29 protein-coding genes and 1 pseudogene are annotated in these 26,579 nt (G+C 60.0%); 15 read left to right on the forward strand and 15 right to left on the reverse strand.

The window, feature by feature from the left end:
- Positions 1–59: 59 nt before the first annotated feature.
- Positions 60–1,076, reverse strand: a complete 1,017-nt coding sequence (dctP, locus tag K6T12_RS00125; protein ID WP_222218239.1) for a TRAP transporter substrate-binding protein DctP — start codon at positions 1,074–1,076, stop codon at positions 60–62.
- Positions 1,077–1,338: 262 nt separating this feature from the next.
- Between dctP and K6T12_RS00130 the strand changes: the two genes are divergently transcribed.
- The 3 genes from K6T12_RS00130 to hflC all read left to right on the forward strand — a co-directional run bounded on the left by K6T12_RS00130 (position 1,339) and on the right by hflC (position 4,649).
- On the forward strand, positions 1,339–2,148 hold the full coding sequence (locus K6T12_RS00130) for a helix-turn-helix domain-containing protein (RefSeq protein ID WP_222218241.1): 810 nt from the start codon (positions 1,339–1,341) through the stop codon (positions 2,146–2,148).
- 417 nt (positions 2,149–2,565) lie between these two features.
- Positions 2,566–3,630: an FtsH protease activity modulator HflK gene (gene hflK, locus K6T12_RS00135; RefSeq protein WP_222218243.1), complete on the forward strand. Its 1,065-nt coding sequence runs from the start codon at positions 2,566–2,568 to the stop codon at positions 3,628–3,630.
- A complete protein-coding gene (gene hflC, locus K6T12_RS00140; RefSeq protein ID WP_222218245.1) occupies positions 3,627–4,649 on the forward strand; it encodes a protease modulator HflC in 1,023 nt (340 codons plus the stop codon). The genes hflK and hflC overlap by 4 nt, the downstream gene beginning before the upstream one ends.
- A gap of 205 nt (positions 4,650–4,854) precedes the next feature.
- Here the strand turns inward: hflC and K6T12_RS00145 are convergent, their stop codons facing one another.
- The gene (locus K6T12_RS00145) at positions 4,855–5,058 is read right to left on the reverse strand and encodes a CsbD family protein (protein WP_222218247.1); all 204 of its coding nucleotides are present in this window, start codon (positions 5,056–5,058) and stop codon (positions 4,855–4,857) included.
- A gap of 403 nt (positions 5,059–5,461) precedes the next feature.
- Between K6T12_RS00145 and K6T12_RS00150 the strand changes: the two genes are divergently transcribed.
- From K6T12_RS00150 to K6T12_RS00160, 3 genes are all read left to right on the forward strand, one after another.
- Positions 5,462–6,022 (forward strand): lipid-binding SYLF domain-containing protein, encoded by a 561-nt coding sequence (locus tag K6T12_RS00150; protein ID WP_222218249.1) that lies wholly within the window; start codon positions 5,462–5,464, stop codon positions 6,020–6,022.
- A 155-nt stretch (positions 6,023–6,177) separates the two neighbouring features.
- Positions 6,178–6,369 (forward strand): Thivi_2564 family membrane protein, encoded by a 192-nt coding sequence (locus tag K6T12_RS00155; RefSeq protein WP_222218251.1) that lies wholly within the window; start codon positions 6,178–6,180, stop codon positions 6,367–6,369.
- 138 nt (positions 6,370–6,507) lie between these two features.
- Positions 6,508–6,738, forward strand: coding sequence for a hypothetical protein (locus tag K6T12_RS00160; protein ID WP_222218253.1), 231 nt, complete (start codon positions 6,508–6,510; stop codon positions 6,736–6,738).
- A gap of 104 nt (positions 6,739–6,842) precedes the next feature.
- Here K6T12_RS00160 and K6T12_RS00165 read toward each other — a convergent pair whose 3' ends face one another.
- Positions 6,843–7,067, reverse strand: a complete 225-nt coding sequence (locus tag K6T12_RS00165; protein ID WP_222218255.1) for a hypothetical protein — start codon at positions 7,065–7,067, stop codon at positions 6,843–6,845.
- 222 nt (positions 7,068–7,289) lie between these two features.
- Here K6T12_RS00165 and K6T12_RS00170 point away from each other — a divergent pair, with 222 nt between their 5' ends.
- The 4 genes and pseudogenes from K6T12_RS00170 (at position 7,290) to K6T12_RS00185 (ending at position 9,753) form a co-directional block, all read left to right on the forward strand.
- The gene (locus K6T12_RS00170; protein ID WP_222218257.1) at positions 7,290–8,033 is read left to right on the forward strand and encodes a FecR family protein; all 744 of its coding nucleotides are present in this window, start codon (positions 7,290–7,292) and stop codon (positions 8,031–8,033) included.
- Between the two features lie 12 nt (positions 8,034–8,045).
- Positions 8,046–9,067: pseudogene (locus tag K6T12_RS00175) on the forward strand (DUF6600 domain-containing protein).
- On the forward strand, positions 9,018–9,332 hold the full coding sequence (locus K6T12_RS00180) for a hypothetical protein (protein ID WP_222218261.1): 315 nt from the start codon (positions 9,018–9,020) through the stop codon (positions 9,330–9,332). The pseudogene K6T12_RS00175 and the gene K6T12_RS00180 overlap by 50 nt, the downstream one beginning before the upstream one ends.
- A gap of 268 nt (positions 9,333–9,600) precedes the next feature.
- The gene (locus K6T12_RS00185) at positions 9,601–9,753 is read left to right on the forward strand and encodes a DUF3309 family protein (protein WP_222218263.1); all 153 of its coding nucleotides are present in this window, start codon (positions 9,601–9,603) and stop codon (positions 9,751–9,753) included.
- A 337-nt stretch (positions 9,754–10,090) separates the two neighbouring features.
- On the opposite strand, the gene K6T12_RS00190 is transcribed toward K6T12_RS00185, so the two are convergent.
- From K6T12_RS00190 to K6T12_RS00210, 5 genes are all read right to left on the reverse strand, one after another.
- Positions 10,091–10,681 carry a hypothetical protein gene (locus K6T12_RS00190; RefSeq protein WP_222218265.1) on the reverse strand — a complete coding sequence of 197 codons (591 nt, stop codon included), beginning with the start codon at positions 10,679–10,681 and terminating at the stop codon, positions 10,091–10,093.
- Entirely contained in the window at positions 10,654–11,052 is a 399-nt protein-coding gene (locus K6T12_RS21715; protein WP_315853541.1) for a hypothetical protein, read from the reverse strand. The genes K6T12_RS00190 and K6T12_RS21715 overlap by 28 nt, the downstream gene beginning before the upstream one ends.
- Positions 11,053–11,508: 456 nt before the next feature.
- Complete coding sequence (locus K6T12_RS00200) at positions 11,509–12,792, reverse strand: DUF2254 domain-containing protein (RefSeq protein WP_222218267.1); 1,284 nt, start codon at positions 12,790–12,792, stop codon at positions 11,509–11,511.
- A gap of 34 nt (positions 12,793–12,826) precedes the next feature.
- Complete coding sequence (locus tag K6T12_RS00205; protein WP_222218268.1) at positions 12,827–13,054, reverse strand: hypothetical protein; 228 nt, start codon at positions 13,052–13,054, stop codon at positions 12,827–12,829.
- A 135-nt stretch (positions 13,055–13,189) separates the two neighbouring features.
- On the reverse strand, positions 13,190–13,690 hold the full coding sequence (locus K6T12_RS00210; RefSeq protein ID WP_222218270.1) for a glycine zipper 2TM domain-containing protein: 501 nt from the start codon (positions 13,688–13,690) through the stop codon (positions 13,190–13,192).
- Positions 13,691–14,161: 471 nt separating this feature from the next.
- On the opposite strand from K6T12_RS00210, the gene K6T12_RS00215 reads away from it, so the two are divergent.
- The 5 genes from K6T12_RS00215 to K6T12_RS00235 all read left to right on the forward strand — a co-directional run bounded on the left by K6T12_RS00215 (position 14,162) and on the right by K6T12_RS00235 (position 20,207).
- A complete protein-coding gene (locus K6T12_RS00215; protein WP_222218272.1) occupies positions 14,162–14,878 on the forward strand; it encodes a Crp/Fnr family transcriptional regulator in 717 nt (238 codons plus the stop codon).
- A 157-nt stretch (positions 14,879–15,035) separates the two neighbouring features.
- Positions 15,036–15,200 carry a DUF1328 domain-containing protein gene (locus tag K6T12_RS00220; protein ID WP_222218274.1) on the forward strand — a complete coding sequence of 55 codons (165 nt, stop codon included), beginning with the start codon at positions 15,036–15,038 and terminating at the stop codon, positions 15,198–15,200.
- Between the two features lie 270 nt (positions 15,201–15,470).
- On the forward strand, positions 15,471–16,208 hold the full coding sequence (locus K6T12_RS00225) for a Crp/Fnr family transcriptional regulator (RefSeq protein ID WP_222218276.1): 738 nt from the start codon (positions 15,471–15,473) through the stop codon (positions 16,206–16,208).
- Positions 16,209–16,306: 98 nt separating this feature from the next.
- Positions 16,307–17,656 (forward strand): Na+/H+ antiporter NhaA, encoded by a 1,350-nt coding sequence (nhaA, locus tag K6T12_RS00230; protein WP_222218278.1) that lies wholly within the window; start codon positions 16,307–16,309, stop codon positions 17,654–17,656.
- Between the two features lie 766 nt (positions 17,657–18,422).
- Complete coding sequence (locus K6T12_RS00235) at positions 18,423–20,207, forward strand: SulP family inorganic anion transporter (protein ID WP_222218280.1); 1,785 nt, start codon at positions 18,423–18,425, stop codon at positions 20,205–20,207.
- A gap of 129 nt (positions 20,208–20,336) precedes the next feature.
- Here the strand turns inward: K6T12_RS00235 and K6T12_RS00240 are convergent, their stop codons facing one another.
- From K6T12_RS00240 to K6T12_RS00270, 7 genes are all read right to left on the reverse strand, one after another.
- Positions 20,337–21,917: a GMC family oxidoreductase gene (locus K6T12_RS00240; protein WP_222218282.1), complete on the reverse strand. Its 1,581-nt coding sequence runs from the start codon at positions 21,915–21,917 to the stop codon at positions 20,337–20,339.
- A 128-nt stretch (positions 21,918–22,045) separates the two neighbouring features.
- On the reverse strand, positions 22,046–22,585 hold the full coding sequence (locus tag K6T12_RS00245) for a gluconate 2-dehydrogenase subunit 3 family protein (RefSeq protein ID WP_222218283.1): 540 nt from the start codon (positions 22,583–22,585) through the stop codon (positions 22,046–22,048).
- A 44-nt stretch (positions 22,586–22,629) separates the two neighbouring features.
- A complete protein-coding gene (locus K6T12_RS00250) occupies positions 22,630–23,403 on the reverse strand; it encodes a lipoate--protein ligase family protein (RefSeq protein WP_222218285.1) in 774 nt (257 codons plus the stop codon).
- Between the two features lie 3 nt (positions 23,404–23,406).
- A complete protein-coding gene (locus K6T12_RS00255; protein WP_222218287.1) occupies positions 23,407–24,102 on the reverse strand; it encodes a dihydrolipoamide acetyltransferase family protein in 696 nt (231 codons plus the stop codon).
- Positions 24,103–24,163: 61 nt separating this feature from the next.
- Positions 24,164–24,397 (reverse strand): biotin/lipoyl-containing protein, encoded by a 234-nt coding sequence (locus K6T12_RS00260; protein WP_222218289.1) that lies wholly within the window; start codon positions 24,395–24,397, stop codon positions 24,164–24,166.
- Between the two features lies 1 nt (position 24,398).
- Positions 24,399–25,418, reverse strand: a complete 1,020-nt coding sequence (locus K6T12_RS00265; RefSeq protein ID WP_222218291.1) for an alpha-ketoacid dehydrogenase subunit beta — start codon at positions 25,416–25,418, stop codon at positions 24,399–24,401.
- 37 nt (positions 25,419–25,455) lie between these two features.
- On the reverse strand, positions 25,456–26,535 hold the full coding sequence (locus K6T12_RS00270; protein ID WP_255611446.1) for a 2,3-butanediol dehydrogenase: 1,080 nt from the start codon (positions 26,533–26,535) through the stop codon (positions 25,456–25,458).
- Positions 26,536–26,579 lie beyond the last annotated feature (44 nt).

The raw sequence follows: 26,579 nt of genomic DNA on the forward strand, positions 1-26,579 counted from the left end.
TTGCGTTGGAAAGGCAGGATGTTGCGGTTCCGACACGGCGGAACCGCCGGGACGGGCGGTTACCGAATGCCCAGTGCAACCTTCAGACGGGCCAGGTTTTCCGCACCGATTTCGCCCTCGATCTGCGGCCAGACATCGCTGCGGACAGCGGCGGCGGTCCGTTCAAGCTCCTCTTTGCTGAGCTCGACAACCTCGATACCCTTGTCGCGCATCTGCTGCAGAAACTTCTGGTGCTCCTGTTCGGCGACGTTGAAACGCTCGGCCGAGAGTTCGGCGGCGGCTTTTTTCAGGGCGTTACGCTGCGCCGCCGGCAGCTCATCGAAACGGGGTTTGTTGACGGCGATGAACGACACTTCGAAGTGATCGTTGTTCTGCACCCACATCTTGGCGATATCGGCGAAGTTGTTCATGGTCAGCTCAGGCGTGGCGCCGATCGCTCCGTCGACCACTCCGGTCTGCATCGCCGTGTAAAGGTCCGACCAGGGGATCGGCGCGGTCTTGTAACCCAGCCGGTCCAGCAGCGCCTGATGGGTGGTGCCGCCCGGCCAGACCCGGATCTTCAGGCCCTGCTCGGCATCGGGGTCACGTGGATGCGGTGCCGGCTTGGTATAGACGATGCCGCCCATGCCGGAGACGAATGCGCCGAGGATCTGGATATCCTGGTCGGCCAGCGCCTGGTTGATGATGTCGAACACCACCCCGCCCTCGGAGAACGCTTTACGGCCGGACTCGAAATCGAGCGCCGCATAGGGGAACCATTGCAGGGCGAGTACCTCGTTAAAGGTATTCGACAGCGGCTGGATGGCCAGATCGATGGTGCCTTCCATCACCTGCTCATGCACCTCGACCCAATCGCCCAACTGGCTGGCGGGAAAGACCTTAACCTCCAGTTGCTTATCGCTGTAACGGCCCACCCGGGCGGCGAACTCGTTGGCAAACTCCACCACCGTGGACTGCGGCGGCTCGATGGCGGACAAGCGTAGCGTTTCGCCGGCAACAGCCGGTACGGCGGTGGAGAGAATGGACGCGGCCAGCGCCAGCGAGGTCATGGTTTTAAAACGGTTTAACAGTTTCATGGCGTGCTTCCTAATTATTCTTGTTTTGGATCAGCGGTGTTCCGCTACACGCCGAATGTAGAGAGTCGCGAGGGGCTCGCCAATTTTGCATATGGCACACCGGGATGCTTCAAGTGCATCAGGCCTGACGCACCCGGTGCATCCCAGCAACGGGCCGGCAAGCGCAGCCGGCCGGATTGATTGGCTTGCCCCGGCAAGCCCGCTAAGCTTGTGCTTTCCAGTTAGAGCCAGACGCCCCGTCGCAAATTAGGAAGTCATTTCGATGGATTTCGTTCAGAACCTGAAGTTGCTGTGCAGTTTTTACGATTCCACTGCCGAGGTATGCCGCAAGATGGGCGTCAACCGAACGCAGTTCAACAAATACCTCAGCGGCCAGGTTCAGCCATCCAAAGCCAATTTGAAGATCATCTGCGATTTTTTCGGCGTCGAAGAGTTTGAAATACTGATGCCCCATGACAAGTTCAGGCAGGAGGTGATGCCTGAACATACACTGGCCCAGCAGCATCCCGCCCTGCCCGCCTATTTCAGCAAGATGATGGAGCTCTACGACCAGTCCAAGATCGGCCTGGGCCGCTACGTCGGCTGGTACTACGAATACTATTACTCGCTCGGCTTCCCCGGACGGATCTTCTGCTCGCTGATCGAGATCGCGCCCCGGCAGGACGGAATCGGCTTTTCCCGTTACGAGCGGCTGATCCCGGTGGCATCGAAGGGACGGAAGGTGACCCACTGCCACTACCAGGGCATCGCGATCAACCTCTGTGATCGAATCTTCCTGATGGATTATGAAACCCTGACTGTCAACGAGATCACCCAGACGGTGCTGTTCCCATCCTACAAGAGCCAACTGACCCGCCTGTTTGGCGTCAAAATCGGCGTATCCTCGAAAAGCCACCGTGAACCCGCGTGTACCCGGGTGATGTACCAGTTCCTGGGGGAAACCATCGACTTCAGGAAGCAGTTCCGGCACTGCGGTCTCTACCAACCGGATGAACTGGATGCCGATATCAAAGACTGTATCGATAATCAGCAGGAGCGTGACAATCCGCTGTTTATCGCGATCGGCGAGTAATTTCCCGAACTCAGAATCCAGCGATCACGGCATCCAGCGGCATAATTGGCGGCGATCGTATGGTGTAGATTACACACGGCGGTCTGGGCCTTCCGGGTGATCAGAGATGGACTTTTTTCATCCCTGAACGTCGCTCGAAAGTCATCGTCCCAAAAGCGAAACCACGTATTTATGCAGCACTGTTCCTTGACGTTCATCGGAAGTCCATTAAACACGCCCGCAAAAACAGAACGCAGCGTACAGACGCGTTCAGGCGCAGCGCATAGTCTGAGCCTGTCACAGCGCAGACTCGTCATCCTACAAAGACGATAAGACGACTTTCATGTCACCCTGTAGTGATTAATCAAGGGTAGGTAAAAGGCGGCGTTCCCGTCTCTGCTATTCTAAAGTCATCCCGTATCAGGAGCGGTATGTGCTATGTCTACCCAAAGCAGCGACAGTGATCAGAAAGATCCCTGGAATGGCAGGAATAATCCCGATTTCAACCTAAATCGACTGCTAGGCAAATGGCTGGGGGGCTACCGCCGTGCCCCACCGGGCGGCGGCCTCACCGGTATCGTCGTACTGGTGGTGTTGGTGTTATCCGGCCTGGGTTTATGGACGGCCTACTATACCGTGCCGAGCGATTCGGTGGCGGTGGTACAACGCTTCGGAAAATACCTGTATGAGGTGCCACCAGGGCTACATTTCAAACTACCGCTGGGTATGGATATCGCCACCATCGTCCCGGTTAAGCGTCAGTTAAAGCAGGAGTTTGGTTTTGCAACGCCCGGCGCCACCGATCCCTACCAGAGTCCCCGGCCCCGTGACCAAAAGCGTGAAACGCAGATGGTCACCGGCGACCTCAACGCCGCGCTGGTGGAATGGGTCGTTCAATACCGCATCGCCGATCCTTTTAAGTTTCTGTTCGAGGTGCGCGAACCCGCAGAGACCCTGCGCTACGTGTCCGAATCGGTAATGCGCGAAGTGGTGGGCGATCGTACGGTCGACGAGGTGATCACGGTAGGGCGCCAAGATATCGAGATCGAAGCCTTGGCCAAGATGCAGAAGCTCTCCAGCAAATACGTGATGGGAATCAGCATTGATCAGGTGCAGTTGAAAAACATTAACCCTCCGCGGCCGGTGCAAGACTCGTTTAATGAGGTCAACCAGGCTCAACAGGAGAAGGAAAAACTGATTAACGAGGCGCGACGAGACTACAACAAGGTGATCCCTCTGGCCGAAGGTGAAAAAGATCAGCGGATTCGCGAAGCCGACGGCTACCGTCTCAAACGTATTAATGAAGCCGAAGGCGATGTGGCACGATTCAGCGCATTGCTGGAGGAGTACCGCAAGGCACCGGAGGTTACCCGGCGGCGTATCTATATAGAGACCCTGCAGGAGGTACTGCCCGGCATAGAAATCAAGGTAATCGTCGATAATCAGGTAGGCAGTATTTTACCCCTGCTTAATCTGGGACCCCCCAGTGGAGAGCGGCCATGAACCGCAAAAAATGGACCAGTATATTGGTACTGGTGATACTGGCCGTGTACCTGTTGTTCAGTTCGATCTATACCGTCAGCGAAGTCGAGCAGGTAATCATCACCCAATTCGGCAAACCGGTGGGGGAGCCGGTGACGGAGGCCGGTCTGAAGCTAAAACTGCCCTTTATCCAAGAGGTCAATGCCATCGACAAGCGGGTGCTCGAATGGGACGGCAATCCGTCGGACATGCCCACCAAGGACAAGCTCTATATCTCCGTTGATCTGTTTGCCCGTTGGCGCATCACCGATCCCCTGCAATATTTTCTGCGACTGCGCGACGAGCGCAGCGCCCAATCCCGGTTGGACGACATCCTGGGCAGCGAGACCCGCAACGCGGTGGCCAAGCACGAGCTGATCGAAATTATCCGCACCACCAAGGATCGGGTGCCGCTGCGCGATGCGTTACTGAGTGGGGCTGAGCGGGCGTTGGATATGGGCGCCTGGGTACCGATCCAGAAAGGGCGCAAGCAGGTAGAGCGCGAAATTTTCATGGCAGCGGCCGAAAAAGTACGGGTGTTCGGCATCGAGTTGCTCGATATTCGCTTCAAGCGCATTAACTACAACGAAAGCGTGCGCCCCAAGATTTACGACCGGATGATCAGCGAACGGCGCCAGATCGCCGAGCGTTTCCTCTCGGAAGGTAACGGCGAGGCGGCACGCATCCGGGGTGACCGGGTGCGTGACCTTAACAAGATCCAGTCTGAAGCCTACCGGCAGGTGGAAGAGATACGCGGCCTGGCCGACGCTAAGGCCGCCGAAATTTACGCACGCGCCTACAACCGAAGTCCTGAGTCCGTGGCATTCTACGAGTTCACCCGTAGCCTGCAGGCTTATAAATCCATCATCTCGCAAAATACCACTCTGGTGCTGTCTACCGACAGCGAGCTGTTCAAATACCTGAACAGCATTTCGCCGGATGAGCCCGACTCAGCTGCGAATGCTATTGAAGCTCCCTCAGCGAGCAAAGATGATAGATAGTAGCGAGCGTACCTCCTGATTCCTCCCGGGGTAATTGATGACCAATGCACAGAACCGCCACGGCCAGTTCCAGCGAACCTTGCAGGTTGGAGCGCGGGCCTGTCGTTACGGCAGGGTACCCGCTGGCTACACCTCAGTGGGTGACCTGCCCTTCGCCATAAAGATCGTGCTGGAAAACCGGTTGGGCTACGAGGACGGCGTACGACTAATCCTTGGCTTGATCTTCAAACTGCTTGATCTGCTCTTCGGCTTCGTCTTTCGATACGCCGTAAGCCTCCTGGATCTTACCCGCCAGCTCGTCACGCTTGCCGTCAATCTCATCGAGATGATCGTCGGTGAGCTTGCCCCACTGCGCTTTTACCTTGCCTTTGAACTGCTTCCAGCTGCCTTCAATGATATCCCAGTTCATATCGAACGCCTCCTGTTCCAGATTTCAGGGGAGAAATCGCCAATCGATGTCTCCATTTGTAGCTATACAAGTCTAATCGAATGACTGGCCCCCGTCGGTACGCTGACGCACACAAAGGCACCGACACTCCGGCGTCGCCGGGTCAGGATCCGATATCAGGGTTCGCTCGCCGGTACACTCTCCTCGGTGAGCCCCATTTACGGCACTGTGTGCGCTGGCGTACAGACTAGGCCCCATCAGACGATTAGCCTTATATTGACATCCGGAGTTCCATCAAATGACTCCAGACTGTCGCTGCACAGGATACCCTGCAGCGGAAGATCGGTTGCGACATGAAGGCGTATGATGAACTCTTCCATCAGCCGGCGTATGAACAAGATCCCAACACGGGAGGAGTTTTGCCATGCACAGCATACAACGCCATTTCCTCGCACTCATACTCGCGACGGTCGCCATCGTCGCAATGGGGGGGATGAATCAAGCCCAGGCGGCAACCGCCGAGAATTTGGACAGGGATTCGCAGCAGGCCCTGCAGACCCTTTATCAAGTACAACCTGTTGCCCAAACCCTGTCCAAGACCGCCAAGGCAATACTCGTTTTTCCGAATATGATCAAGGCCGGTCTGGTATTCGGCGGCAGCTATGGTGAAGGCGCGCTGATAAAGGGCTCGACGGTCGTCGACTATTACAACTCGGTTACCGGATCCTGGGGTCTGCAGATCGGTGCCCAGTCCTACGGCTATGCCGTTTTTCTGATGAGCGATAAAGCCGTTAACTATCTCGAAACATCGAAGGGCTGGGAAATCGGCGTTGGACCAACCGTCGTCGTGGTGGACGAAGGCGTTGCCAAGAATCTTTCGACTTCGTCACTAAAGGATGACGCCTATGCGTTCATCTTCAGTCAGCAAGGATTGATGGCGGGTATCAGCATCGAGGGTACCAAGATTTCCCGAATCAACCGCTGAACCCGAAAGGGACAGACGCGACCGGCGTCTGTCCCGATTCGCCAACAGCCCTCGGACATTGAGTGTGTGCAACGGCAGCGACGATGAATCATCGAGCCATACCCGAAGATCCGGTCGCTCTGCCGGAGACCCCATGATGCTAAAGGAGAATCCACGTGCCCCTAATTAATCTGGTCATCGTCCTGATCGTGGTTGGCGTGCTGCTCTGGCTCATCAACGCCTACATACCCATGGATCGAAAAATCAAGAATATCCTGAATATCGTCGTCGTTATCGTCGTGGTGCTATGGCTGCTGCAGGTTTTCGGCGTGCTGGGATCGCTTGACAGCATACGTATAGGCAACTGACGGGCGGGTGTCGCACTTATTATTATCCGTAGACCTTAAGTGCGACAACGCACCGACACGGTATATTGAATCTGCGACTTTATACACCTCGCAGGTTTGCAATCTCGCAAGCACGAGCATCCTCAGAGGATAGTTATTATGGACACGAACCGTAAAGAACAAGGCGGCATGGCTCCAGAAAAACGCGAAGACCAACCGCGCCCACAGGAAAAACAACAGGCGGGCACTCAACAGCAACAGCACCGCAAAGAAGCACCGGGGACCAAAGAAAGGGCACAGGAGCCCCCCAAAGGAGTTGAGACCGAGCCCAATACAACGGAACAGCAAACACCCCGCAGTCAGGATTCAAAACCCAGCAAGGGGAAATAAAAACCAGGCCGGTATGACACAATGCGCCAGATGCGCCCCCTTCAATAAATAGAACCGATGAAGCGACTGAGTGAACGGGGGTTGACGAGAACAGACCCGTTTTCTTAACCCGGCAGGGACGCCGGGTTTTTGCTGTTTACAGCAAACGTCACCTTCTCACGGCCAAGCTGGATCATGGAAGCGTTGCCATTGAATATTTCAAACTCTGCCAGCGACAGCCCCTCAGTGAAACCATCGCGCCGACCCAGGTTGTAAAGCCTCTCGAGACAATCAGGCACCGCGGCGTCATCCAGGGTCGACGGAACAAATACACACCCTTTGTTCGTCAACGTACAGAACCTGCTGGTCATGCGCTGTAGATTTGGTCCATTGGGGGGCAAAAAACTGTGCGCCAATGACAGAGGATGAGTAACGTCCCACCTCTTCGGAGATCATCAGCGCCGATACCTATTACCCTGGCGTGCAAATAGGTTTCCTACCTATTTGCACATTATTAACCCGGCGGGTTAATAACCTGTGGTCATTCGGGCATTAGCCAGGAGGAATACATTATGTCGAATCCATCTCGGTTGCCTGCCCTGGTCGGCTTGCTGCTGTTTGCCCTGTACGCCGCACTGTTCGCCGGCGGCGCCAATGCCGATCCTTCCGGGCGCGTGGGCTACCTGAGCGACAGCCATGGCCAGGTGAGTTATTCGCCGTCCGGCGAGGACCAGTGGCTCAGTGTCGGGCGCAACCGCCCGTTGATTCGCGGCGATCGGCTATGGACCGATCGCGATGCCCGCGCCGAATTTCAGGTCGGCAGCTCTGCCGTGCGGATCGACGCAAACAGCAGCCTCGAGATTCTCGACCTGAACGATCGCATTGTGCAGCTCCAGTTGACCCAGGGCGCGCTTAGCCTAAGCGTGCGGCGCCAGTACCGGGATCAGCAAGTCGAGATAGACAGCCCCCTGCTGGCATTCGTCATCGACGGCAGCGGTCGCTATCGGATCGACGTCGATCCGCGACACGGAGACACCACCATTGTGGTGTGGGAAGGCAGGGGCGAAGTCTACGGCGAAAACGCCCACTTCAGCCTGCGCGCGGGCGATACGGTGCGTTTCTACGATACGGATTTGCACGACTACCAGCTGTACGGCCTGCCCCGTGAGGACGATTTTGACCGCTACAGTCTGGACCGAGACCAGCGTTTCCAGCGCTCCGAGTCTCTGCGCTATGTCGACGACGATCTGGCCGGCTACAGCGATCTGGATGAATACGGCAGTTGGCGCCCCGTGAGCGGTCAGGGGCACGTATAGTTCCCAACCAGAATATCCACCGACTGGGCGCCTTACCGCGACGGTCATTGGGTCTGGCAGGAGCCCTGGGGCTGGACCTGGGTGGATAACGCGCGCCATCGCACTACGGCCGATGGATCCACGTCGACAATCGATGGGGTTGGGTGCCGGGTCCACGCCAGGTACGTCCGGTCTATGCGCCGGCGCTGGTTGCCTTCATCGGTGGCAGCGGCTGGAGCCTGTCGCTGTCGCTGGGCGGCGACGTATCCCCCATCGGCTGGTTTCCGCTTGGACCAAGAGAAGTCTATGTGCCCTCGTATCATGTCAGTCGCGATTATTTCAAGCGGGTCAACGTGAACAACACGGTGATCCAGAACACGACCATCACCAACGTCTACAACAACTATTACTCCAGTGGCGCAATCAATATCGACACAATCGACTACGCCAACCGCCACAGGGAACAGGCCGTCACCGTGGTGCCCCGCACTGTATTTGAGAATGCACATCCGGTGCGTTCGGCAGCGATGCGTATTGACCGCCAGGCAATCTCAACCGGCGAAACCCTGCGTATCGCCCCTATTGCCCCCAGCACGCGCAGCGTGATCGGCAGTGGCGAGGTCGCCAAGGCGCAGCCGACACCGGAGGTGTTCGACCGTCGGGTCGTCGCACGCAATCCGCCACCGCCTGCCGAGCCGCCGTTTTCCCAGCGCGAAAATCTCTTGCGGAAACAGCCTGGACGGACGCTGGAACCTGCCGTTGTCGAAACCGTGCAAGACAGCACCAGCAAACGTCGGAAGAATATTCGGGTGCTGGAGGAGCCAAAGGACGCCGTGGACATCCGCGCCTCGGGCTCTGGCCCCGCCGGCGACTCCGCTCAGCCGCAGCCGCTGGATCGCTCGGTCGAGCCGAAGAGAAGACCCGAGCCCGGCAAGACCAGGAATGATAGACAGGCGGTTCAACAGCAGGAGCAGCAGCAGGCACAGGAGCGACGCAAAGCCGACAGTGAACGGCGTTCAACAGCAGGAACGGCAGCAACGCAAGGCCGACAGTGACCGGCAGGCGGCTCAGCAGCTGCAGGAGCAAAAGCAGCAGCGACGCAAGGCCGACAGCGACTGGCCGGTGGATCAACAGCAGGAGCCACTGGAGCGCAAGGCAAACAGTGCTCAGCAAAAGGGGCAGGCACGCCAACCACCGACATCTGGGCCCGCCGGTCGAAGCGAGAACGTGCAGCTGCCCCTGAGCGAGCGTCAGCGGGAATGCGAGAGGGAGGCACGCAGGCTGCACCAGGATGCAAGCCAGTGCAGGGATCTGCAATGAGCCTCATAAAGTGATGTTCGACCCGGAGAGTTCTGGCGTTATGTACGCCAGAGTACAGACCGCGACTGCTCCGGCGACTAACCTGGTACTTGCATCCGGTGTGCGAACCCAACATCCCGATGAGTGAGGAAATGATTCATACAAGGCAGGCCGGATCGTCGCACTCAGTCGTACGATTTCGTACAAAGAGGCGCTTTCATTTGGAATCTGACGGGCCAGGAACGGCCATCGGATTGGTATCAAGGCTTACGTTCGGAGATATAACGAGATGGGAACCATTCTGCTGATAATTCTGATTCTATTGCTGATCGGCGCCATTCCAACATGGCCCCATAGCCGTTCATGGGGATATGCCCCGAGCGGGGGGATTGGCCTGATATTGTTGGTGGTCTTGATTCTGCTGCTGCTGGGCAAGCTGTAGTCGCGGACGATCTGCCGATGTAGCCGTCCGGCGCCGTCTCAAGGAAGTCGATATTCGACTTGTTGCGTTGTCAACAACGGTATTCGGGAAGGAAAGCCCTGAAGGTTGTTTTTGCAGGTTGTGCAGCTATCGGATAGGAGTGAGCGACAACGCCGTGATGATCTCGAAACATCGAACGGCTGGGAGGTCGGGGTCGGTTCGACGGTTGTCGTGGTGGACGACGGCGTCGCCAGGAACCTTAGGGCAACTGACGGCGCCTGAGTCTGTCGGGCTTAGCCGCTCTCACCCGGCCTGCCCCTTCACCGGCGATTTCACCAGCACATACTCGCCCGGCGCATCACGCAGGATGGGGTAACCCTTGCGGGGGGCGCCGGTTGCTGGCGGTTTCGATTTCCCGTCTGAATGTTTGGTCAGCCACGCATTCCATTCCGGCCACCAGGCCCCCTCCCGGGACGGTGTGCGGGCACGCCACTCTTCGGGCGAAACGAATGTGTCCATGCTGTTCAGGGTCGCGACCTGATAGGTTCGGCTCGCTGATAATCCCGGCATTATGGCCGCCGCTGGTCAGCAGGAAAGTCACATCCGTGTCGGTCAGCAGGTTGATCTTGTATACGGAACGCCAGGGCGCGACGTGATCCCGTTGCGTGCCGACGGCAAAGATGGGCACGCGGATATCGGTCAGCGCGACAGGCTTGCCGCCAACCAGAAAATGCCCTTCCGCGAGGTCGTTATTCAGGAACAGCTCACGCAGATACTCGCTGTGCATTTTAAAGGGCATGCGCGTCGCGTCGGCATTCCATGCCATCAAATCGTTTGGCGGCGTGCGCTTTCCCAGCAGGTAATTGTCGATCATGCGCGACCAGATGAGATCGCGGAAGCGCAACAACTGAAAGGTGCTCGTCATTTTCTGACGATCGAACTCGCCCATTTGCGCGACAGTACGATGGAGGAGGACAGGTGGGAAAATGTATTTACGGCAGCCGGATCGGTGAAATCGTCCGCCGGCACATACACCGCCTGGATCGAGGTGATCGCACCGGAGTCGGTATTGGCGATACGCTCCTCCAGTTGCGAAAGTTTGGTGCCCATGGTCGGCTGATACCCCAGGCGCGAGGGCATCTGTCCCATCAAGCCGGGCACCTCCATGCCCGCCTGGATGAAACGAAAGATGTTATCGATGAGCAGCAACACGTCGCGGTGTTCGTCATCGCGGAAATACTCGGCCATGGTCAGTGCAGCATGGCCCACGCGAAAACGGCTACCCGGAGGCTCGTTCATCTGGCCGAAGATCATCACCATATTCTTCAGCCCCCCGCCTACTTCATCTCTCGGTAGAGTTCCTCACCTTCGCGACAGCGTTCGCCAATATCACAGAAGATGCTGATGCCCTCCTGGTGCCCGATCATGTTGTGGATCAATCAGACAAAGCCCCTTCGTAGTCGATGGTATTGCAAAACACATCGAAACAATGCCTTTGCCCACCGGCGCTTGCAGCGGCCTGCCGGTGTCATGTACGGTCATCCCGCGGGCAAGCCCCTGGGTCAGCGTCAAGGCGATGCCGCGAACATGACAGGCATCGCACTACGCCAACACTTCGATCACGACCTGCTGCTCATCGCCGGCACGCAGCAGCGAGTAGATCGGCGGCAGATGCCGGTAGAAGCGTATATCCACGCACCGAAACCAACACGCCGGCATTCGATACGCGACTGCTCTGTTCCGGATCCCGACTCTCTGCCACCTGACTACTCCTTTTCATCCCTCAGTCAGACTCGGCTGATCCGAAAGGGCCAATGCAGCCAGCCGGCGTATCATCTCCAGATCGTCCGGAAGTGCCAGCGCCAATTCCGACCGGGCCAAGGCCAGGCCGGCATGCCGTGTCGCGGCCTCCCGCATCGCGACATCCCCCAAGGAGGCCAGGGATGCAAACGCCTTCTGTAGTTTACATGCGACTTCGATGGTGCCCGCCCCGTCACGCGCGATCGCGATGAACGCATCGTCGAACATGTCATGCAACGAGAGTTCGGGTACCGTCACGCGATCACATTCGACTATGCACCTTTCGTCGCTTTCGACCGGTGTAATCCAGAGTGCAAGCAGTCGCACGAAGGACCCGATAATGCCGATTGCCGTGCCGGGATCGTTGACAGCGGGCGATAGCGCCCGACTTGCAATTTCCGAGAGAACAATGAGACCGAAGCGGGGATCCTCATCGAACTCACGGTGTACTCCGATCACAAACGCCTGCACGATTGGGGTCGGGTCGAAGTCCAACGGCGCCCCCGGGTCCAAGGTAATATAGGCCAGAGCCCGGTCCGGCGCAGAAAACGTACCGGGCAACGCCGCCACCTGTATATGCAACCCCGCTTTTTCGGCGTGGGCCTGCAACGCAGTGATCTCTATACGCTGAACATAGCCTATCGATCCGCTGTAAATGGCCAGCCCCCGATGCGGCTGCCGCCCCATCGGGACGCCTCCCAGAGTCGGTATGCGCCGCCGTCGCCGCAGCGCCGCGGCCGTTACGGCTTCGAGCTTCTCTAGGGTGCTCCCTAGCCGCCCCAGGCGCGCGATGCAGTCGACCCAGCGCACGAACGTAATAATCACCATGGCAAGAATCAGCACGGTGATGACGAACAGGATGAACCGCCCCGCCCTGTCATAAAAGTTATTCTGCAAGGCCACCAGCGCAACAATACTGAAGATAAAGGCGCCGATGAAGGTCGACAGTGCGTTCTGGGAAATGTCGTCGGCGATGACCAGCGAAAAGGCGCGCGGAGTGGCAACACTGCTGGCCGACGTATAGGCGGCGACCATCGACGCGACTGCAAAGATGGCAATCACCAGCATGCTGGCCGATATGATGGCCAACAACGTCTCGGTCGAGGCCTGGGTGATCGCCGGGACCAGCCAACCGATGTCATGATCGTCCGCCGTCTTTACAAGAAACACGAGGGCGACGGACAGCAGACCGGTGATCAATGGCCGGACCCACAGCCGCTCCCGGGTACGATGAAGAAGGAACTTCAGTCGATCAACCATGACACCCCCCATGGCCTGGCACCCGTCAATCATTTTATCTGTCGTCGTCCTCGGCCGCTTCCTTGATATCTTCGCCGGTCTGTTCGATCTGCTCACCTATCTTGTCCAGTGTGTTGTCGGCTTGCTCGCCGGCCTCCTGCATCTCCTTGTCGATCTCCTTGCCAGCATGTTCTGCCGGTCCTTCCTGTTTCTCACAGCCAGGCAATGCTGCCAGCAACACTCCCGTGACCAGTAAAGTGCCGACATTCTTGACCCATTTCATGATCCATACCTCCGGTTGATTCGATCTCCGTCAGCGAACCTGCGAACCCTTCCCGGTCGCCCCTGCCGGGCAACCGGGATCGAACCTTGATACCGACCGGCAGAGTCCTGCCGGATTGGACAGTTACCCGCCCGGTCAGTACCGTTCCATGACGCCATCGCTGATTCTGACCCGGTCGCCCACTCGGAAACCGGGGTTGTTGTTGCTAAGCAGCAGCGTCTGTGTATGACCGTTCTCCATACGCACCCGGACTCTGTATATATCGGCGGTCTGCGTCTGTTGCCGGTTTTCCAGCTCATGGCCAAGATAGGCGCCGCCAGCCGCACCGATGATCGCCGCCGCCGTACTGCCCCTGCCTGAGCCCACCTGGCTGCCGACCACACCCCCGACAACGGCACCGGCGATGGTGCCCACCCCCACACCGCTGCCACTGCTCTCCTGTCGCACCAGTTCGATGGATTGCACGACACCGTAACCCGAGTAGATGGTCTGATTACCGGAGCCGTAATCGGATGACCTGTAGTCGGATGTGCCGTAATCGGATCTGTTGGACGGGTTGTGCATAGTTTCACAACCACCCAGTATTAGAACCGTCATTAGACCCAGCACTGAACCGAGTCCGTACATCAATTTCATGACAAGTCTCCTTCGTAACGTGAAGAGGATACGAGCCCTGGACGTCGGCATTGCAGTCGTTCAGACGAGCCGTTTCGCCTACGTAACGATGATGGCACCGCCAGGGATTCCATACCCCGGTACCGCATGACCGGTCAAACCGGGAGCCTGGGTCGATCGTCATGACTATATTCGCCCACTTTCGGGAGGGGCTTCTGTACGCTAGCGCTCATAGCGGCAAAATGTGGACTCGCTGCCACCATTGCGGCGACCGGTTGAGGTAAGCCAGGCCGATTGGCAGCGGCCTTACCATTTATGAAAGCAAATTTTCACATCGGCTGAACTACTGGGCCATATGTGCGCTAGCGTCCAGACAACCTCCCGCCTTCACGTCAAGCTTAGGCAGATACATCAACGTCATGGGCGCTATCGGCGTGACGTTTCGACCGCAACCGGTACCGCTTGCTGTATTTTCCACACTAGGAAATTATTGTGCCGACTACGAAATCTGCCCCTGCCGTCAATCGACTGATCACGGCCTTGCCCAGCGCGGAACGGCAACGCTTTCTGGCCGGTTGCGAGCGGGTGACGCTGACCTTCGGCGAGGTACTGGCTGAACCTGGCAGCCCCCTACTTCATGTCTACTTCCCCACGGAAAGCTTCATTTGCCTGACGACAACGATAAACGGGCACACCCGCCTGGGGGTGATGCTGGTCGGGGATGAAGGAATGCTGGGCATCTCACTGATACTCGGCCTGAATCTGTCTCTTCTGCACGCCAGCGTACTGGGTCCGGGCCAGGCGCTGCGCATGGAGAGCGCGCAGTTTTGCCGCGAACTCGAACTCAGCTCCGCATGGCAAAGACTGCTGAAACGCTATCTCTACGTGATGATGGGCCAGCTGGCACAGACCTCGGCCTGCAACCGCTTCCATCCGTTGGAGGCACGTCTTGCCCGCTGGTTCTTGATGGCGCAGGATCGGGCGCACTCGGACTACTTTCATGTCACCCACGAATGCCTGGCCCAGATTCTGGGCGTACGTCGTGTCGGCATCACCAAGGCGGCCAGCATGCTGCAAAAGCGCAAACTGATCCGCTACCACCGCGGGGATATCAGGATCCTCGACCGTGGCGGTCTGGAGGCATCGGCCTGCAGCTGTCTGCGTCTCGACCAGTCGCTCTACGCTCAGTTCCTGGAGTCGACGCGTTAGAGCCTGCCCTACCGATATCGGCATTGGCAGCAGCACGGCGGAATGTGCGTTTGCGCACAGACGCGGTCCCCGGATTGAACAATCCTAGCAGTGATGATGCGTGGCGGCACTGGCTCGCGTGCTGCTCCGTTGTCCACCCCAGGCAGGAGGAAACGCCATGCTGTATTACGCCGTTGTATTTTTCATTGTCGCGCTGGTCGCCGGGTTACTGGGCTTTACCGGTATCGCAGCCGGTGCCGTGGAGATCGCCAGGATCCTGTTCCTCGTTTTCCTCGCGCTCTTTGTCGTGTCACTGATCGTGGGGCTGAAACGTCGCCGATAACCTCAGACTCGCCGCAATAACCCGCGATGGCGTGCCATCCGGCGCCTGGGGCTTGGCACCTGCGGCCGGAGACAAGCGCCTGATAATTTTAAATAATTCGGGGGCTTTTTGCCGGGCAAGCGGATGCTCCCTCGTTGATACAATAATATGGGGCGCGCGAGACTGCTTGCCTTGGAAATTTGTCTATATTGGTAGGACATCACTCTTTGAAGACGCCGCGTCAGCCAGGAGGCTCCGAGCGTGGCGAGCGAGCGAAACAGGAGATCGACCGTGCCGCCCCTTCATAATGCCCCGCCCCCTCATGACCCGCGACAGAATCACCTGATCGCCGCCCTGCCGGCGGATGAATATGCACGGCTCAGTCCGCATCTGGAACGGGTGCCGCTGCCACTCGGCCACGTGCTCTACGAGTCCGGACGCGTGTTGCGCCACGTGTATTTCCCGACCGACGCCATCGTCTCGCTGCTGTACGTCATGTGCGATGGCGATTCAGCCGAAGTCGCCGTGGTCGGCAGTGAGGGCATCATCGGCATTGCCCTGTTCATGGGCGGCGAAACCATGACCAATCGCGCCGTGGTACAGAGCGCCGGCCACGCCTACCGGCTACCGGGGCAACTGGTGAAGCGGGAGTTCCAGGCTTCAATCGCGCTGCAACATCTACTGCTGCGCTACACCCAGGCACTGCTGACCCAGATGGCGCAGACCGCAGTGTGCAACAGGCATCACACGCTTGACCAGCAGCTCTGCCGCTGGCTGCTGATGAGCCGCGACCGGGTAGCATCGGACGAGCTGCTGATGACTCAGGAACTGATCGCCAACATGCTCGGCGTGCGCCGCGAGGGTGTCACCGCAGCCGCCGGAAAACTGCAGGCGGCCGGCCTGATCCACTACCACCGCGGTCACATCACCATCCTGGACCGGGCCGGACTAGAGGCTAGGGCCTGCGAATGCTATGCGGTGGTCAAGCATGAGTACGACCGACTACTGGGGGAGAGCAGCGTTGCATAATTCCGCCGCGCGGACGCGGCTTCCTCCCGCGCGCCAGCGCAGCAGGCCACACACAAGCCCGCTGGCAGCTGCGTTAACATACTGTTTGAGAGCGCCCCATGACGGATGATCCTCAAGTTGAGCCGCCGTTTACCCCACTGCCGTCGGCCTACGTCGATAGGCTGACCAAACCTTTGGCCCGCTTCCTACGCATCGAGGCCGCCGGCGGCGCCGTACTGCTGCTGTTCACGGCAGCGGCGCTGGTTCTGTCCAACTCCCCCTGGGCCCATCCTTTTCTGGATTTATGGGAGACCACGGTCGGGCTTCAGGTCGGCGCGTTCGAGTTCACTCGCCCATTGAAGGAGTGGATCAACGACGGCCTGATGACGCTGTTTTTTTTTATTGTCGCACTGGAACTCAAGCGGGAACTGATACTGGGCGAGCTGAGCCAGCCGCGCATGGCGGCGCTGTCCATCGCCGCCGCGGCAGGTGGCATGCTGGTGCCGGCAGCGCTCTACCTGGCTCTGCAATGGGGTCAGCCCGGGGTGACAGGCTGGGGCACGGTGATGGCGACGGATACTGCCTTTGTCATCGGTTGCCTGGCGCTGCTGGGATCGCGCATTCCTCCAAGCCTGCGCCTGTTCATGCTTTCGCTGGCGATCATCGACGACATCGGCGCCATTGTTGTCGTCGCGATCGGCTACAGCGGTGATCTCTCCTGGGGTGCACTGGCACTGGCGGCGGTCGGCATTGCGGCCATTCGGGCAATGGCGGTCATGGGCATCCGTGGTTTTCCGCTTTATTTTCTGGGCGGTGCCTTGGTCTGGCTGTTTGTGGATGCGTCCGGTATTCACCCCACCATCACCGGCGTCGTTCTCGGGCTGATGACACCGGCCCGCCGCTGGGTCAGCGACGAGCGTTTGTATGCCATATTGAATCAGGTCGTCGCGCACCCGGCCGATGAGTTGGGCAGCGGGGATACCCGGCACCGGCAAACATTGCTGGCGGCGGAAATCGCCGCGCGCGAAACGCTGTCCCCGGTCGAAAGACTGGAGATGACGCTGCACCCCTGGGTCGGTTTTGTCATCATGCCGCTGTTCGCTTTCGCCAACGCCGGCCTGCGGCTGTCGTTCGACGAACTGGACGGCTCCGTCAGCGCGGCCGTGTTCTTCGGCTTCATGCTCGGCAAACCCGTCGGCGTTTTGACCTTCAGCTGGCTGGCGGTGCGCACCGGTATCGCGACCCGGCCGCCGGACATCAGCTGGAGGCTGCTGGCCGGCGGTGCGTTGCTCGCCGGGATCGGTTTCACGATGGCGCTGTTCATTGCCAACCTGGCCTTCAGCCCAAGTCTGATCGACAGCGCCAAGCTGGGCATCCTGCTGGCATCGGTTGGTTCCGCGATTGCGGGTATCGCGCTGCTACTACCGCGGCCGGCGCAGACCCGGCACTCTCCGGCCGATCACGGCTGAGACGCAACGGCGTAACGGCGTAACGGCGTAACGGCGTAACGGCGTAACGGCGTAAGGGAACTTTCACCGAAGTATTCGCCTATCATTTCATCATCTCATCATCTCCCTACTCTCCCACCGATGAGGGCATCAGGCTACGACCTTGAATCGGCATCACCTAATCCAGCGGGCTCCCTTGGTTGGCCATTTCCACGAAAGCCGGCTGCAGGTCCATGGTGAAGATGGACAGCAATATTTGACGGGGGAGCAGCGATCTTGGGCGTGGGAAATCATCGGCGCCGTCCTTCCGATGTGACTACCGCCTTTCAGTTGCGCATATACGCGCTCAGCCTGAAAGGCTGAAAATTGAGACATAGGCTGTATGGCCACTTCCACCACAGGTCTTGCCGGCAAAAGCCAGCTTGCGTACGGTTCGATATCTAAAAGAAGTTCGCAAAGTACCCTACGTTAATCGAAGATGCGCTCCAGCCAAGCATTCACCGGACAAAACATCGTTAAACTGATCGCTTTTAACAGGATAGATAAATCAAACTTACACCAGCGCCCACAAGCATGTCCGGGTGCAACGCATGATGATGCTCAAAACGGTCGTCCGGAGGGCCGGTGATGAATCTCAGCCACCTCATCGTGCCATTTCAGACAGCCATCGCCGATCCGGGCTACGGACTCGGCCTGGGCTATTTCGTTGTGCGGCAAAAGAAGGTGAGACAACCGAAGCGGTGATCGCCTTTATCGATCGGTTAACAGGATAGGCAGAGCAACTGTAATGAAGTCACTTTTACTCGGTTATTTACCCTGGCTGTCACAGGTTAACGGCAGCAGCTTGCGGGCGGATATGCTTGCCGCGCTGACCGGTGCCTCGCTGGCGATTCCGCAGGGGGTGGCGTTTGCCGCCATTGCCGGCCTGCCACCGCAATACGGCTTTTACTGCGCCCTGGTGGCACCGGTCATCGCAATCCTGTTCGGCTCCTCCTGGCATATGGTCTGCGGCCCGACCACCGCGATCTCCGCGCTGCTGTTCGCCACCTTGCAAGGGCATTTCGAACCCGGTTCGGCGGCATTTATCGAGGCGGCGATCACCTTGACCCTGCTGGCCGGTGTGGTGCAGATCGTGCTGGGCGCGGTCCGCCTGGGCAATCTGAGCAACTTTGTCTCCCATGCGGTAATGGTGGGCTTTATCACCGGCGCCGCATTACTGATCGTGCTGAGCCAGATCGGCCATGCGCTGCAGGTCGCCATGCCCAGGCCCGAGCAGATTCTGGAATATGTCCTGCAACTGCCAAATGCCCTGGTTGAAGCCAACCCCTATGCGCTGGCAATCAGTGGACTAACCTTGCTGGTGGCGCTGTCCCTGAAGCGATGGCTGCCCGGCGCCCCCCATTATCTGATCGCGATGGTGGCCGGCGCCCTGCTGGGTTACGGCCTGGATGCGGGTAACAAAGGCGTGGCCCTGGTCGGCGAGCTGCCAAGCGTGATCCCGCCGCTGGCCATGCCCTCGTTGTCTTTCGGCCTGGTCCGCGAACTGGCGCCGGGCACCGTAGCGCTGGCGCTGGTCGGGGTACTGGAGGCGATCTCCATCGCCCAGGCGATCAGCTTGAAAACCGGTCAGAAAATCGACGTTAACCGGGAATTTATCGGCCAGGGGCTGTCCAATCTCGGCGGCGCCTTCTTTTCCTCCTACATGAGCTCGGGTTCCTTCACCCGCAGCGGCCTCAATGTGGAGTCCGGTGCGCAGACGCCACTGGCCGTGGTGTTCGCCTCGGCGTTTCTGTTCCTGATTCTGTGGTTCATCGCACCGCTGTTTGCCCATCTGCCGATTCCGGCCATGGCCAGCGTGATTATCCTGGTGGGCTGGCGCTTGATCGCCGTACAGGAGCTGCTCCACTACGCCCGAACCAGCCGCAGTGAGCTGGCCATCGCCGCAACAACATTACTGGGCACCTTGTTGATCAGCCTGGAGTTCGGCCTCTATGCCGGGGTGATTCTGTCGCTGGCGCTGTTTCTGAACAAAACCGCCAAACCCAATGTGCGCGTGCTGGCGCCGCTGCACACCGAAAAGGGCTGCTACTTCCACAATGTCGAACGTTTCAACATCAAGACCTGCCCGCAGATCAACTTTATCCGACTGGACGGCCCGGTCTACTTCGGCTCGGTGGAGTACCTGAACCGCCAGTTCCAGGCGCTGATCAACAGTGACGTCAACGCGCCCCATTGGGTGCTGCTGTGCCGGGGTATCTCACTGCTGGATATGCAGGGCGCCCATATGCTGCAGCAATTGATTCGCAAGAAACGCGCAGCCGGTGGCGACGTCCACCTGGTGATTCGCTACTTCTGGCAGCTGGACCGCTTCCGCCAGTTCGGCCTGCTGGATGAGATCGGCGAAAACAATATCTATCCGGGCAAAGGGATCGCCATCAAGGAGCTGGTGCCCAAACTGGATCAGCAGATCTGCGCCAACTGCGACAAGCGGATCTTTGCCGAATGCCCGCCCGCCGTCGTCGAGCCGCAACCGCTGAAGATCATTTCCAACCCTGCCAGTACTTCTAACTGACAACCAAGGTCACGAGAGCGGTTAAGCGTAGACCTGACGCACGGTGGCGAGCGGTCTGCAAGAAAACAAAAAAGAGCGGACCCGTCCGGCCCGCCCAAGGACAACCGCCATGATCAGCGGGGGGTTGTGTCAGATCTGGCGGCGCTTCATCTGCTCGGCGATATAGTCCGCCTGGCGGATCGCCAGCGCGACGATGGTCAGGGTCGGGTTTTCGGTGCCGCTGGTGGTGAACTGGCTGCCGTCGGAGACGAACAGGTTCTTGATGTCGTGGCTCTGGCCCCACTTGTTGACCACCCCGTCGCGCGGCTTTTCACTCATCCGGTTGGTGCCCATGTTGTGGCTGGCCGGGTACGGCGGCAGGTAGTTCACCTTGCGGGCGCCGAGCGACTCGAACAGCTCGGTGGAACGGTCGTAGGCGTGGTTACGCATCCGGGTATCGTTGATATGGTCGGTCTTGTAGACCACCGGTACCGGCAAACCGTACTGGTCTTTCTCGGTCGGATGCAGGCTGATGTTGTTGGATTCCACCGGCATATCCTCACCGCAGATCCAGAAACCGGCCATCTTGTCGTAGTTCTCCAGCGACTCGGCCAGTTCGCGGCCCCAGCCGCTGCTGCCCGGATTCAGGAAGGCGGACATGAACGGCAGCCCCAGGTGGAGAATCTCCAGCTCGTAGCCGGCATAGTGGCCCCGCTCGGGGTCATTGTCCTGCCACTGCTTGACCACCCCCGGCACCACGGTGCTCTTGTACATATGTACCGGCTTGTCGAACTCGGCGTAGACGCCGCCGGTCACGTGGGTCATGTAGTTCTGGCCGACCTGGCCGGAGGAGTTGGCCAGCCCGTCCGGGAACATCGACGAAGCGGAGTTCAGCAGCATACGCGGCGACTCGATCGAGTTGCCGGCCACCGCCACGACCCGTGCTTTCTGCAACTGCTGGTTGCCGTCCCTGTCGGCGTAGAGCACGCCGGTCACCCGGCCCTTGTCGTCGTGCTCGATACGCAACACCATCGACTGCGGCCGCAGTTCCATGTTGCCGGTGGCTTCCGCCTTCGGGATCTCGGTGTACATGGTCGACCACTTCGCGCCGATCTTGCAGCCCTGCATGCAGAAACCGTTGACCTGGCAGGCCGGGCGGCCGTCACGAATCTCGGTATTGATCGCCAGCGTCGCCTGTTCGCACTTGGCACCGATCCGGCGGGCACCCTCGGCAATGACCTTGTAGTGGCTGCTCTTGCCGTGAAACGGCATGCCGGTGGCCTCGGTGCCGCACACCCCCATCTTTTTCTCGGCCTTGAGGTAATAGGGCTCCAGCTCTTGCAGCGTGATCGGCCAGTCCAGCACATTGGCGCCGGGTACCACGCCATTGGTGCTCTTCATCTTGAACTCGTGCTGCTGAAAGCGCATCGCCACACCGGCCCAGTGCATGGTGGCACCGCCGACACCCTTGACGATCCAGGCCGGCAGGTTCGGGAAATCCTTCGCCAGCCGGGCCGGCCCCTCGACGTAGCGCTTGTCCAGCCAGGAGATCTTGCCGAACATCTTCCACTCGTCGTTTTCGATATCGTCCAGCGTAAAGCGCTTGCCCGCTTCCAGCACCACCGAGCGAATCCCCTTCTGCGCCAGCTCGTTGGCCAGGGTGCCGCCGCCGGCCCCGGAACCGATAATCACCACCAGGCTGTCATCGTTAAGATCGAATTTTGTTGTCATTATTTTTCTCTCCAAATCAGTGGACAGTAGACAGCTAACAGATATCGCCGCTCGAACCTGGCTAACGGTAAGCGCAAGGCGTACGGCTACTGTCAACTCAACACTGTCGACTCAGTGCTCGCTTTTACTCACACCCAATCAATCTGGTCATAGCCGCGGTTGATATAACCGCCGTGCTGCCAGGCGGAACCGCCGTAGCCGAAGCGGGGCCAAAGTTCCGGGTTGTTGTAGATGCCCATCATCAGGTCGCCCTTCAGGCGCTGGAAGAAGGCGCCATCCTCGATGGCGCGCAGGATCTGTACCCGGTCGCTTTCGACCGCAACCTCCAGGTAGGGCTTGCCAAAGCGCTGATGGCTACGCTTGTCGAGCTCGGCGACGCCCTCTTTCAGCAGTGTCTGCAAGGCGGCGTCCTGCTCGGCCTTTTTCGCCAGCGGGGTCAACACCTGGGAATAGTATTTGTCTTCCAAGGTGTCGTGGGGGTAGATATCGCGGGCCATGCGCAGCAGCGTGGCGCTGGCCTGCTCGCCAACCGCCTTGGCGGCCCACGCGGTGGCACTGAGCAGGCCGGCACTGAGCGCGCCGGCGCAGACCGCAGCCGCGCCACTGCGAGCCAGGAAGCGGCGTCGACTCGGATTGGGGATGGATTCAGCAGTGTTATTTTTATTCATATTGCCTCCTCAACGGTTGCCTGTTTGTCAGGTCCGTTTGTGGTTTATTGGTCAGTCCTGTCGGTTGTCTCGGGTAAGTTCTGCTGCGCCAGCCAGCTCCGCAGCGATTGTTCCAGCCGCCAGCGGACCAGCTCGATCAGCCGCTCGCCGGCAACCGGCAGCAGTTCGGCCAGCGAGGTATGCCGGCCCGCATCGATCCGCTGCGGCATCTCGCACAGCCGGTAGAACTGGTTGCCGACCTGCCAGAGCCGCGCCAGCGACTCGTCGGCCAGGATCACCGCCTGGGCCAGCACCGCGTGCTCATCCGCACCGCTGGCCGTTCTCAGCCGGCGCCAGCGCTGGGCGGTGCCGGCCAGCTTGCGTCCGTCAACCACCAGGTTGTAATCGCCATCGCAGAACGCGCCCTGCACCGAGGCGCAGTAGGCTTGGACGCCCAGCGACTGCAGCGCGTCGATCAATGGCTGGCAGAGCCGCAGGTAGCTGTCGCGGATCGCCCCTTCGCAACGGCGCTGGCGGAACACCAGCGCCACGTTGATCAGCCCCGGTGCCTGCGGTGTCAGGTCGCCGCCGGTCTGGCGCAACACCAGCGGCCAGCCCTGCGCCGCCAGCCGCTCGCCGACCGCCGCAAAGTTCGGTTTACGGGCCAGGCTGCGCGGCACCACCAGCGCCTGCCGGCAGCGCCAGATCAGGAAGCCGGCCGGTTGCTCGCCGTTGGCGACCGCATCCAGCAGGGCGATCTCCCGGCGCAACCCCTCCTCCGCGTTCAGCAGCGGCAGCTCTGTCACGGTAGTCGGCGGTTCTATCGTCAGGGCATGCATGGCTCAGCCCTGCTCGATCTGTTCGCAGAGGTCGCTCAGGAAAGCGGCCGCCGGCGCGCCGTCCACCGCGCGGTGGTCGAAACTCAACGACAGCCCCATGATGCGGCGCACCGCGATGCGGCCATCCTTCATCACCCAGGGCTTACGGCGGGTCTCGCCGATGCCGAGGATGGCGATCTGCGGCAGGTTGACGATCGGCGTGAAGTGACGCACCCGCGACAGCCCCAGGTTGCTGATCGTGAAGGTGCCGCCGGTCATCTCGGTCACGCTCAGCTTGCCGCTGCGGGCGCGCTGCAGCAGATCGCGGCGGGCGGCACTGCGCTCCATCAGCGGCAGTTCGCAGGCGTCGAAGATCGCCGGCGCCACCAGCAGGTTGCCCGGCAGTGCCATCGCCATGCTCAGGTGCACCCGCGAGCTGAGCCGGATCTCGCCCTGCTCGACCCGGCCGTTCAGCTCGGGGTGGCGACCGAGTGCGGCGACCACCGCCTGGGCGATCAGGTCTTCGATCGACACCTTCACCCCCTGTTCCGCCAGCCGGTCCTTGGTTTCGAACAGCGCCGTGGCGTCGCAGTCGGCGTGGTGGGTCAGCTGGGCGGCCTCGTCGAGGCTCTTGCGCATATTGTCGGCGATCATGCCGCGCACCCCGCGCAGCGGAATCACCCGTTCGGCGGCGCCGATCTCGGTATTCAACGTATTCATGGTTAGACTCCGTACCGGCACCGCCTGGCAGTGCCGGTTTGACTGATCCGTAACAGATTGATCAGCCGATCTGGCCGACCAGATCCCCCTTGGCAACCACCTCGTCGACATCCTTGCCGATCTGCAGGGTGCCGCTGGCCGGCGCTTCCAGTTCGTACTGGATCTTCTCGACCATCAGCTCGGCGATCACCTCGCCCTGCTCCACCTGGCCGCCATCGCTGGCCAGCCAGGCGGTGATCACCGCTTCGTTGTCTTCATCCCAGAGGTTTTCCGGTACCCGTACTTCAGTGCTCATCTCAGTGGTTCTCCATGGTTTCAAAGGCGGCGATAATCTTGTCGGCACTGGGCAATGCCCACTGCTCCATCGGACGGCTGAACGGGATCGGGATATCCGGGTACGCCACCCGTTGCGGCGGCGCTTTCAGCATCACCCCCTGCTCGACCACCGAGCTGATGATCTCGCCGGTCATGCCGTAGCTCTGGTAATCCTCGTCGACCACGATCAGCCGGCCGGTCTTGCGCACCGAGTCGATCACCGTCTGCCGGTCCAGCGGCACCAGCGAACGCAGGTCGACCACCTCGGCACTGACGCCGCGCTCGGCCAGCGCCCGCGCGGCCTTCAAACCGTGGTGCACGCCGGAGGTGATGCCGACGATGGTGACGTCTGCGCCCTCGCGCACCACCGCCGCCTTGCCGATCGGCAGCTGGTAGGCCTCCTCGGGCACATGGACGATGGCGTCCCGCTCGGTGCCGAGCCAGCCCATCCCCTGCAAAGCCTTGTGGAACATGAAGATCACCGGGTTGTCGTCGCGGATCGCGGCGGTCATCAACCCCTTGGCGTCGTAGGCGTTGGACGGCGCCACCACCTTCATGCCGGGCAGGTGGGCGAAGGTGCCGTGCAGGCACTGGGAGTGCTGGCCGGCGTCGCTGTAGCCGCCACCGGTGGAGGTCATCAGCACCACCGGCACCTTAACCTCGCCGCCGGAGAAGTAGGTGTTCTTGGCCATCAGGTTGTAGATGGCGTCGAAACAGACGCCGAAGAAATCGACGAACATCAGCTCGACAATCGGCCGCATGCCGTCGGAGGCAGCGCCGACCGCCGCGCCCATGAAGGCGGTTTCCGAGATCGGCGTATCGCGCACCCGCTCGGCCCCGAACTCGTCGAACAGGCCGCGGGTATTGCCGAACACGCCGCCGAGCGGCCCGATATCCTCGCCCATCACGAACACCCGTTGGTCGATACGCATCTGCTGGGCGATCGCCTCGGCCATGGCGCGGGCGATGGTCAGTTTTCTCTCTTTACTGGCAACAGTCATGGCGTTGCTCCTTCAGTTCTTGTTGTTTTCATTGGGCTCAGGACGCCGGCCGTACGATGATCTTGACGTTCTGGTCCTTGTTGTTGACCAGCTCCTCGAAGCCGCGCTCGAGGATGTCGTCCAGCTCGATCCGTCCGGTAATCAGCGGCGTCACATCCAGCCGGCCGTCGGCGATGAAAGCGATCACGTCGGCGAACTCGCCGTTGTAGGCCAGCGCACCGATCACCTGCTTCTCGGTGGCGACGATGTCGAAGAAATTGAACTCGCTGGGCTCTTCGAAGATGCCGACCATCACGCAACGACCGGCCTTGCGGATCAGATCCAGCGCCAGCTGGGCGGTACTCTTGTGGCCGATGCATTCGAACGACAGATCGGCGCCGTAACCGCCGGTAAGCTGTTTGATCGCCTCGACGGCATCGACTTCGCTCGGATCGATCACCTCGGTCGCCCCTACCTCCAGCGCCTTCTGCTTACGGGCCGACGACATTTCCAGCGCGATCACCCGCGCCGCCCCCGCCGCCCGGGCACACATGATGGTGCACAGACCGATGGTGCCGGCACCGACCACCACCACGGTTTCGCCGACCAGGCTGCCGGCCTTCTTCACCGCATGCATACCGACTGCCAGCGGCTCGATCAGCGCGCCGGCTTCGGTCGGAAAACCGGCCGGCAAGCTATAGAGCAAGTTGGCCGGCACGTTGACGTACTCGGCGAAAGCGCCGTTGTTCATCAACCCGGTGAAAGCCAGGTTTTCGCAGATGTTGTACATCCCGTCGCGACAGTAACGGCACTCGCCGCAGTGCTGGCAGGCGTCGGCGGCGACCCGCTCACCGATCTCGAAGCCACTGACGCCTTCGCCCAGGGCGACGATCTCGCCGCTGAACTCGTGGCCGAGGATGCACTGGCCCTTCAGGCCGGTCAGCGGATGGGGCTGGTCGACTGGAATGAACACCGGGCCGGCCAGGTACTCGTGCAGGTCGGAGCCGCAGATACCGCACCAGTGCACCTTGATCTGCACCCAGCCCGCCGCCGGCTCATCCGGCAGCGCCACCTGTTCCAGTCGAATATCGCGCCGGCCGTGCCAGACGGCGGCTTTCATCGTTATCGCTTGGTTCATCACATATCCCTCTTATCCCTGTTAAGCCCCATCAATAAGGGGGC

Origin of the sequence: Marinobacterium arenosum, from assembly GCF_019795155.1 — a bacterium.
In the GTDB taxonomy this organism is placed as follows: Bacteria; Pseudomonadota; Gammaproteobacteria; order Pseudomonadales; family Balneatricaceae; genus Marinobacterium_C; species Marinobacterium_C arenosum.

Excerpts from the sequence above, each read along its gene's own strand:
- dctP (WP_222218239.1), bottom strand. The coding sequence starts at position 1,076 with ATGAAACTGTTAAACCGTTTTAAAACCATGACCTCGCTGGCGCTGGCC.
- K6T12_RS00130 (WP_222218241.1), top strand. The coding sequence starts at position 1,339 with ATGGATTTCGTTCAGAACCTGAAGTTGCTGTGCAGTTTTTACGATTCC.
- hflK (WP_222218243.1), top strand. The coding sequence starts at position 2,566 with ATGTCTACCCAAAGCAGCGACAGTGATCAGAAAGATCCCTGGAATGGC.
- hflC (WP_222218245.1), top strand. The coding sequence starts at position 3,627 with ATGAACCGCAAAAAATGGACCAGTATATTGGTACTGGTGATACTGGCC.
- K6T12_RS00145 (WP_222218247.1), bottom strand. The coding sequence starts at position 5,058 with ATGAACTGGGATATCATTGAAGGCAGCTGGAAGCAGTTCAAAGGCAAG.
- K6T12_RS00150 (WP_222218249.1), top strand. The coding sequence starts at position 5,462 with ATGCACAGCATACAACGCCATTTCCTCGCACTCATACTCGCGACGGTC.
- K6T12_RS00160 (WP_222218253.1), top strand. The coding sequence starts at position 6,508 with ATGGACACGAACCGTAAAGAACAAGGCGGCATGGCTCCAGAAAAACGC.
- K6T12_RS00170 (WP_222218257.1), top strand. The coding sequence starts at position 7,290 with ATGTCGAATCCATCTCGGTTGCCTGCCCTGGTCGGCTTGCTGCTGTTT.
- K6T12_RS00185 (WP_222218263.1), top strand. The coding sequence starts at position 9,601 with ATGGGAACCATTCTGCTGATAATTCTGATTCTATTGCTGATCGGCGCC.
- K6T12_RS00190 (WP_222218265.1), bottom strand. The coding sequence starts at position 10,681 with ATGGGCGAGTTCGATCGTCAGAAAATGACGAGCACCTTTCAGTTGTTG.
- K6T12_RS21715 (WP_315853541.1), bottom strand. The coding sequence starts at position 11,052 with ATGGTGATGATCTTCGGCCAGATGAACGAGCCTCCGGGTAGCCGTTTT.
- K6T12_RS00200 (WP_222218267.1), bottom strand. The coding sequence starts at position 12,792 with ATGGTTGATCGACTGAAGTTCCTTCTTCATCGTACCCGGGAGCGGCTG.
- K6T12_RS00205 (WP_222218268.1), bottom strand. The coding sequence starts at position 13,054 with ATGAAATGGGTCAAGAATGTCGGCACTTTACTGGTCACGGGAGTGTTG.
- K6T12_RS00210 (WP_222218270.1), bottom strand. The coding sequence starts at position 13,690 with ATGAAATTGATGTACGGACTCGGTTCAGTGCTGGGTCTAATGACGGTT.
- K6T12_RS00220 (WP_222218274.1), top strand. The coding sequence starts at position 15,036 with ATGCTGTATTACGCCGTTGTATTTTTCATTGTCGCGCTGGTCGCCGGG.
- nhaA (WP_222218278.1), top strand. The coding sequence starts at position 16,307 with ATGACGGATGATCCTCAAGTTGAGCCGCCGTTTACCCCACTGCCGTCG.
- K6T12_RS00235 (WP_222218280.1), top strand. The coding sequence starts at position 18,423 with ATGAAGTCACTTTTACTCGGTTATTTACCCTGGCTGTCACAGGTTAAC.
- K6T12_RS00240 (WP_222218282.1), bottom strand. The coding sequence starts at position 21,917 with ATGACAACAAAATTCGATCTTAACGATGACAGCCTGGTGGTGATTATC.
- K6T12_RS00245 (WP_222218283.1), bottom strand. The coding sequence starts at position 22,585 with ATGAATAAAAATAACACTGCTGAATCCATCCCCAATCCGAGTCGACGC.
- K6T12_RS00250 (WP_222218285.1), bottom strand. The coding sequence starts at position 23,403 with ATGCATGCCCTGACGATAGAACCGCCGACTACCGTGACAGAGCTGCCG.
- K6T12_RS00255 (WP_222218287.1), bottom strand. The coding sequence starts at position 24,102 with ATGAATACGTTGAATACCGAGATCGGCGCCGCCGAACGGGTGATTCCG.
- K6T12_RS00260 (WP_222218289.1), bottom strand. The coding sequence starts at position 24,397 with ATGAGCACTGAAGTACGGGTACCGGAAAACCTCTGGGATGAAGACAAC.
- K6T12_RS00265 (WP_222218291.1), bottom strand. The coding sequence starts at position 25,418 with ATGACTGTTGCCAGTAAAGAGAGAAAACTGACCATCGCCCGCGCCATG.
- K6T12_RS00270 (WP_255611446.1), bottom strand. The coding sequence starts at position 26,535 with ATGAACCAAGCGATAACGATGAAAGCCGCCGTCTGGCACGGCCGGCGC.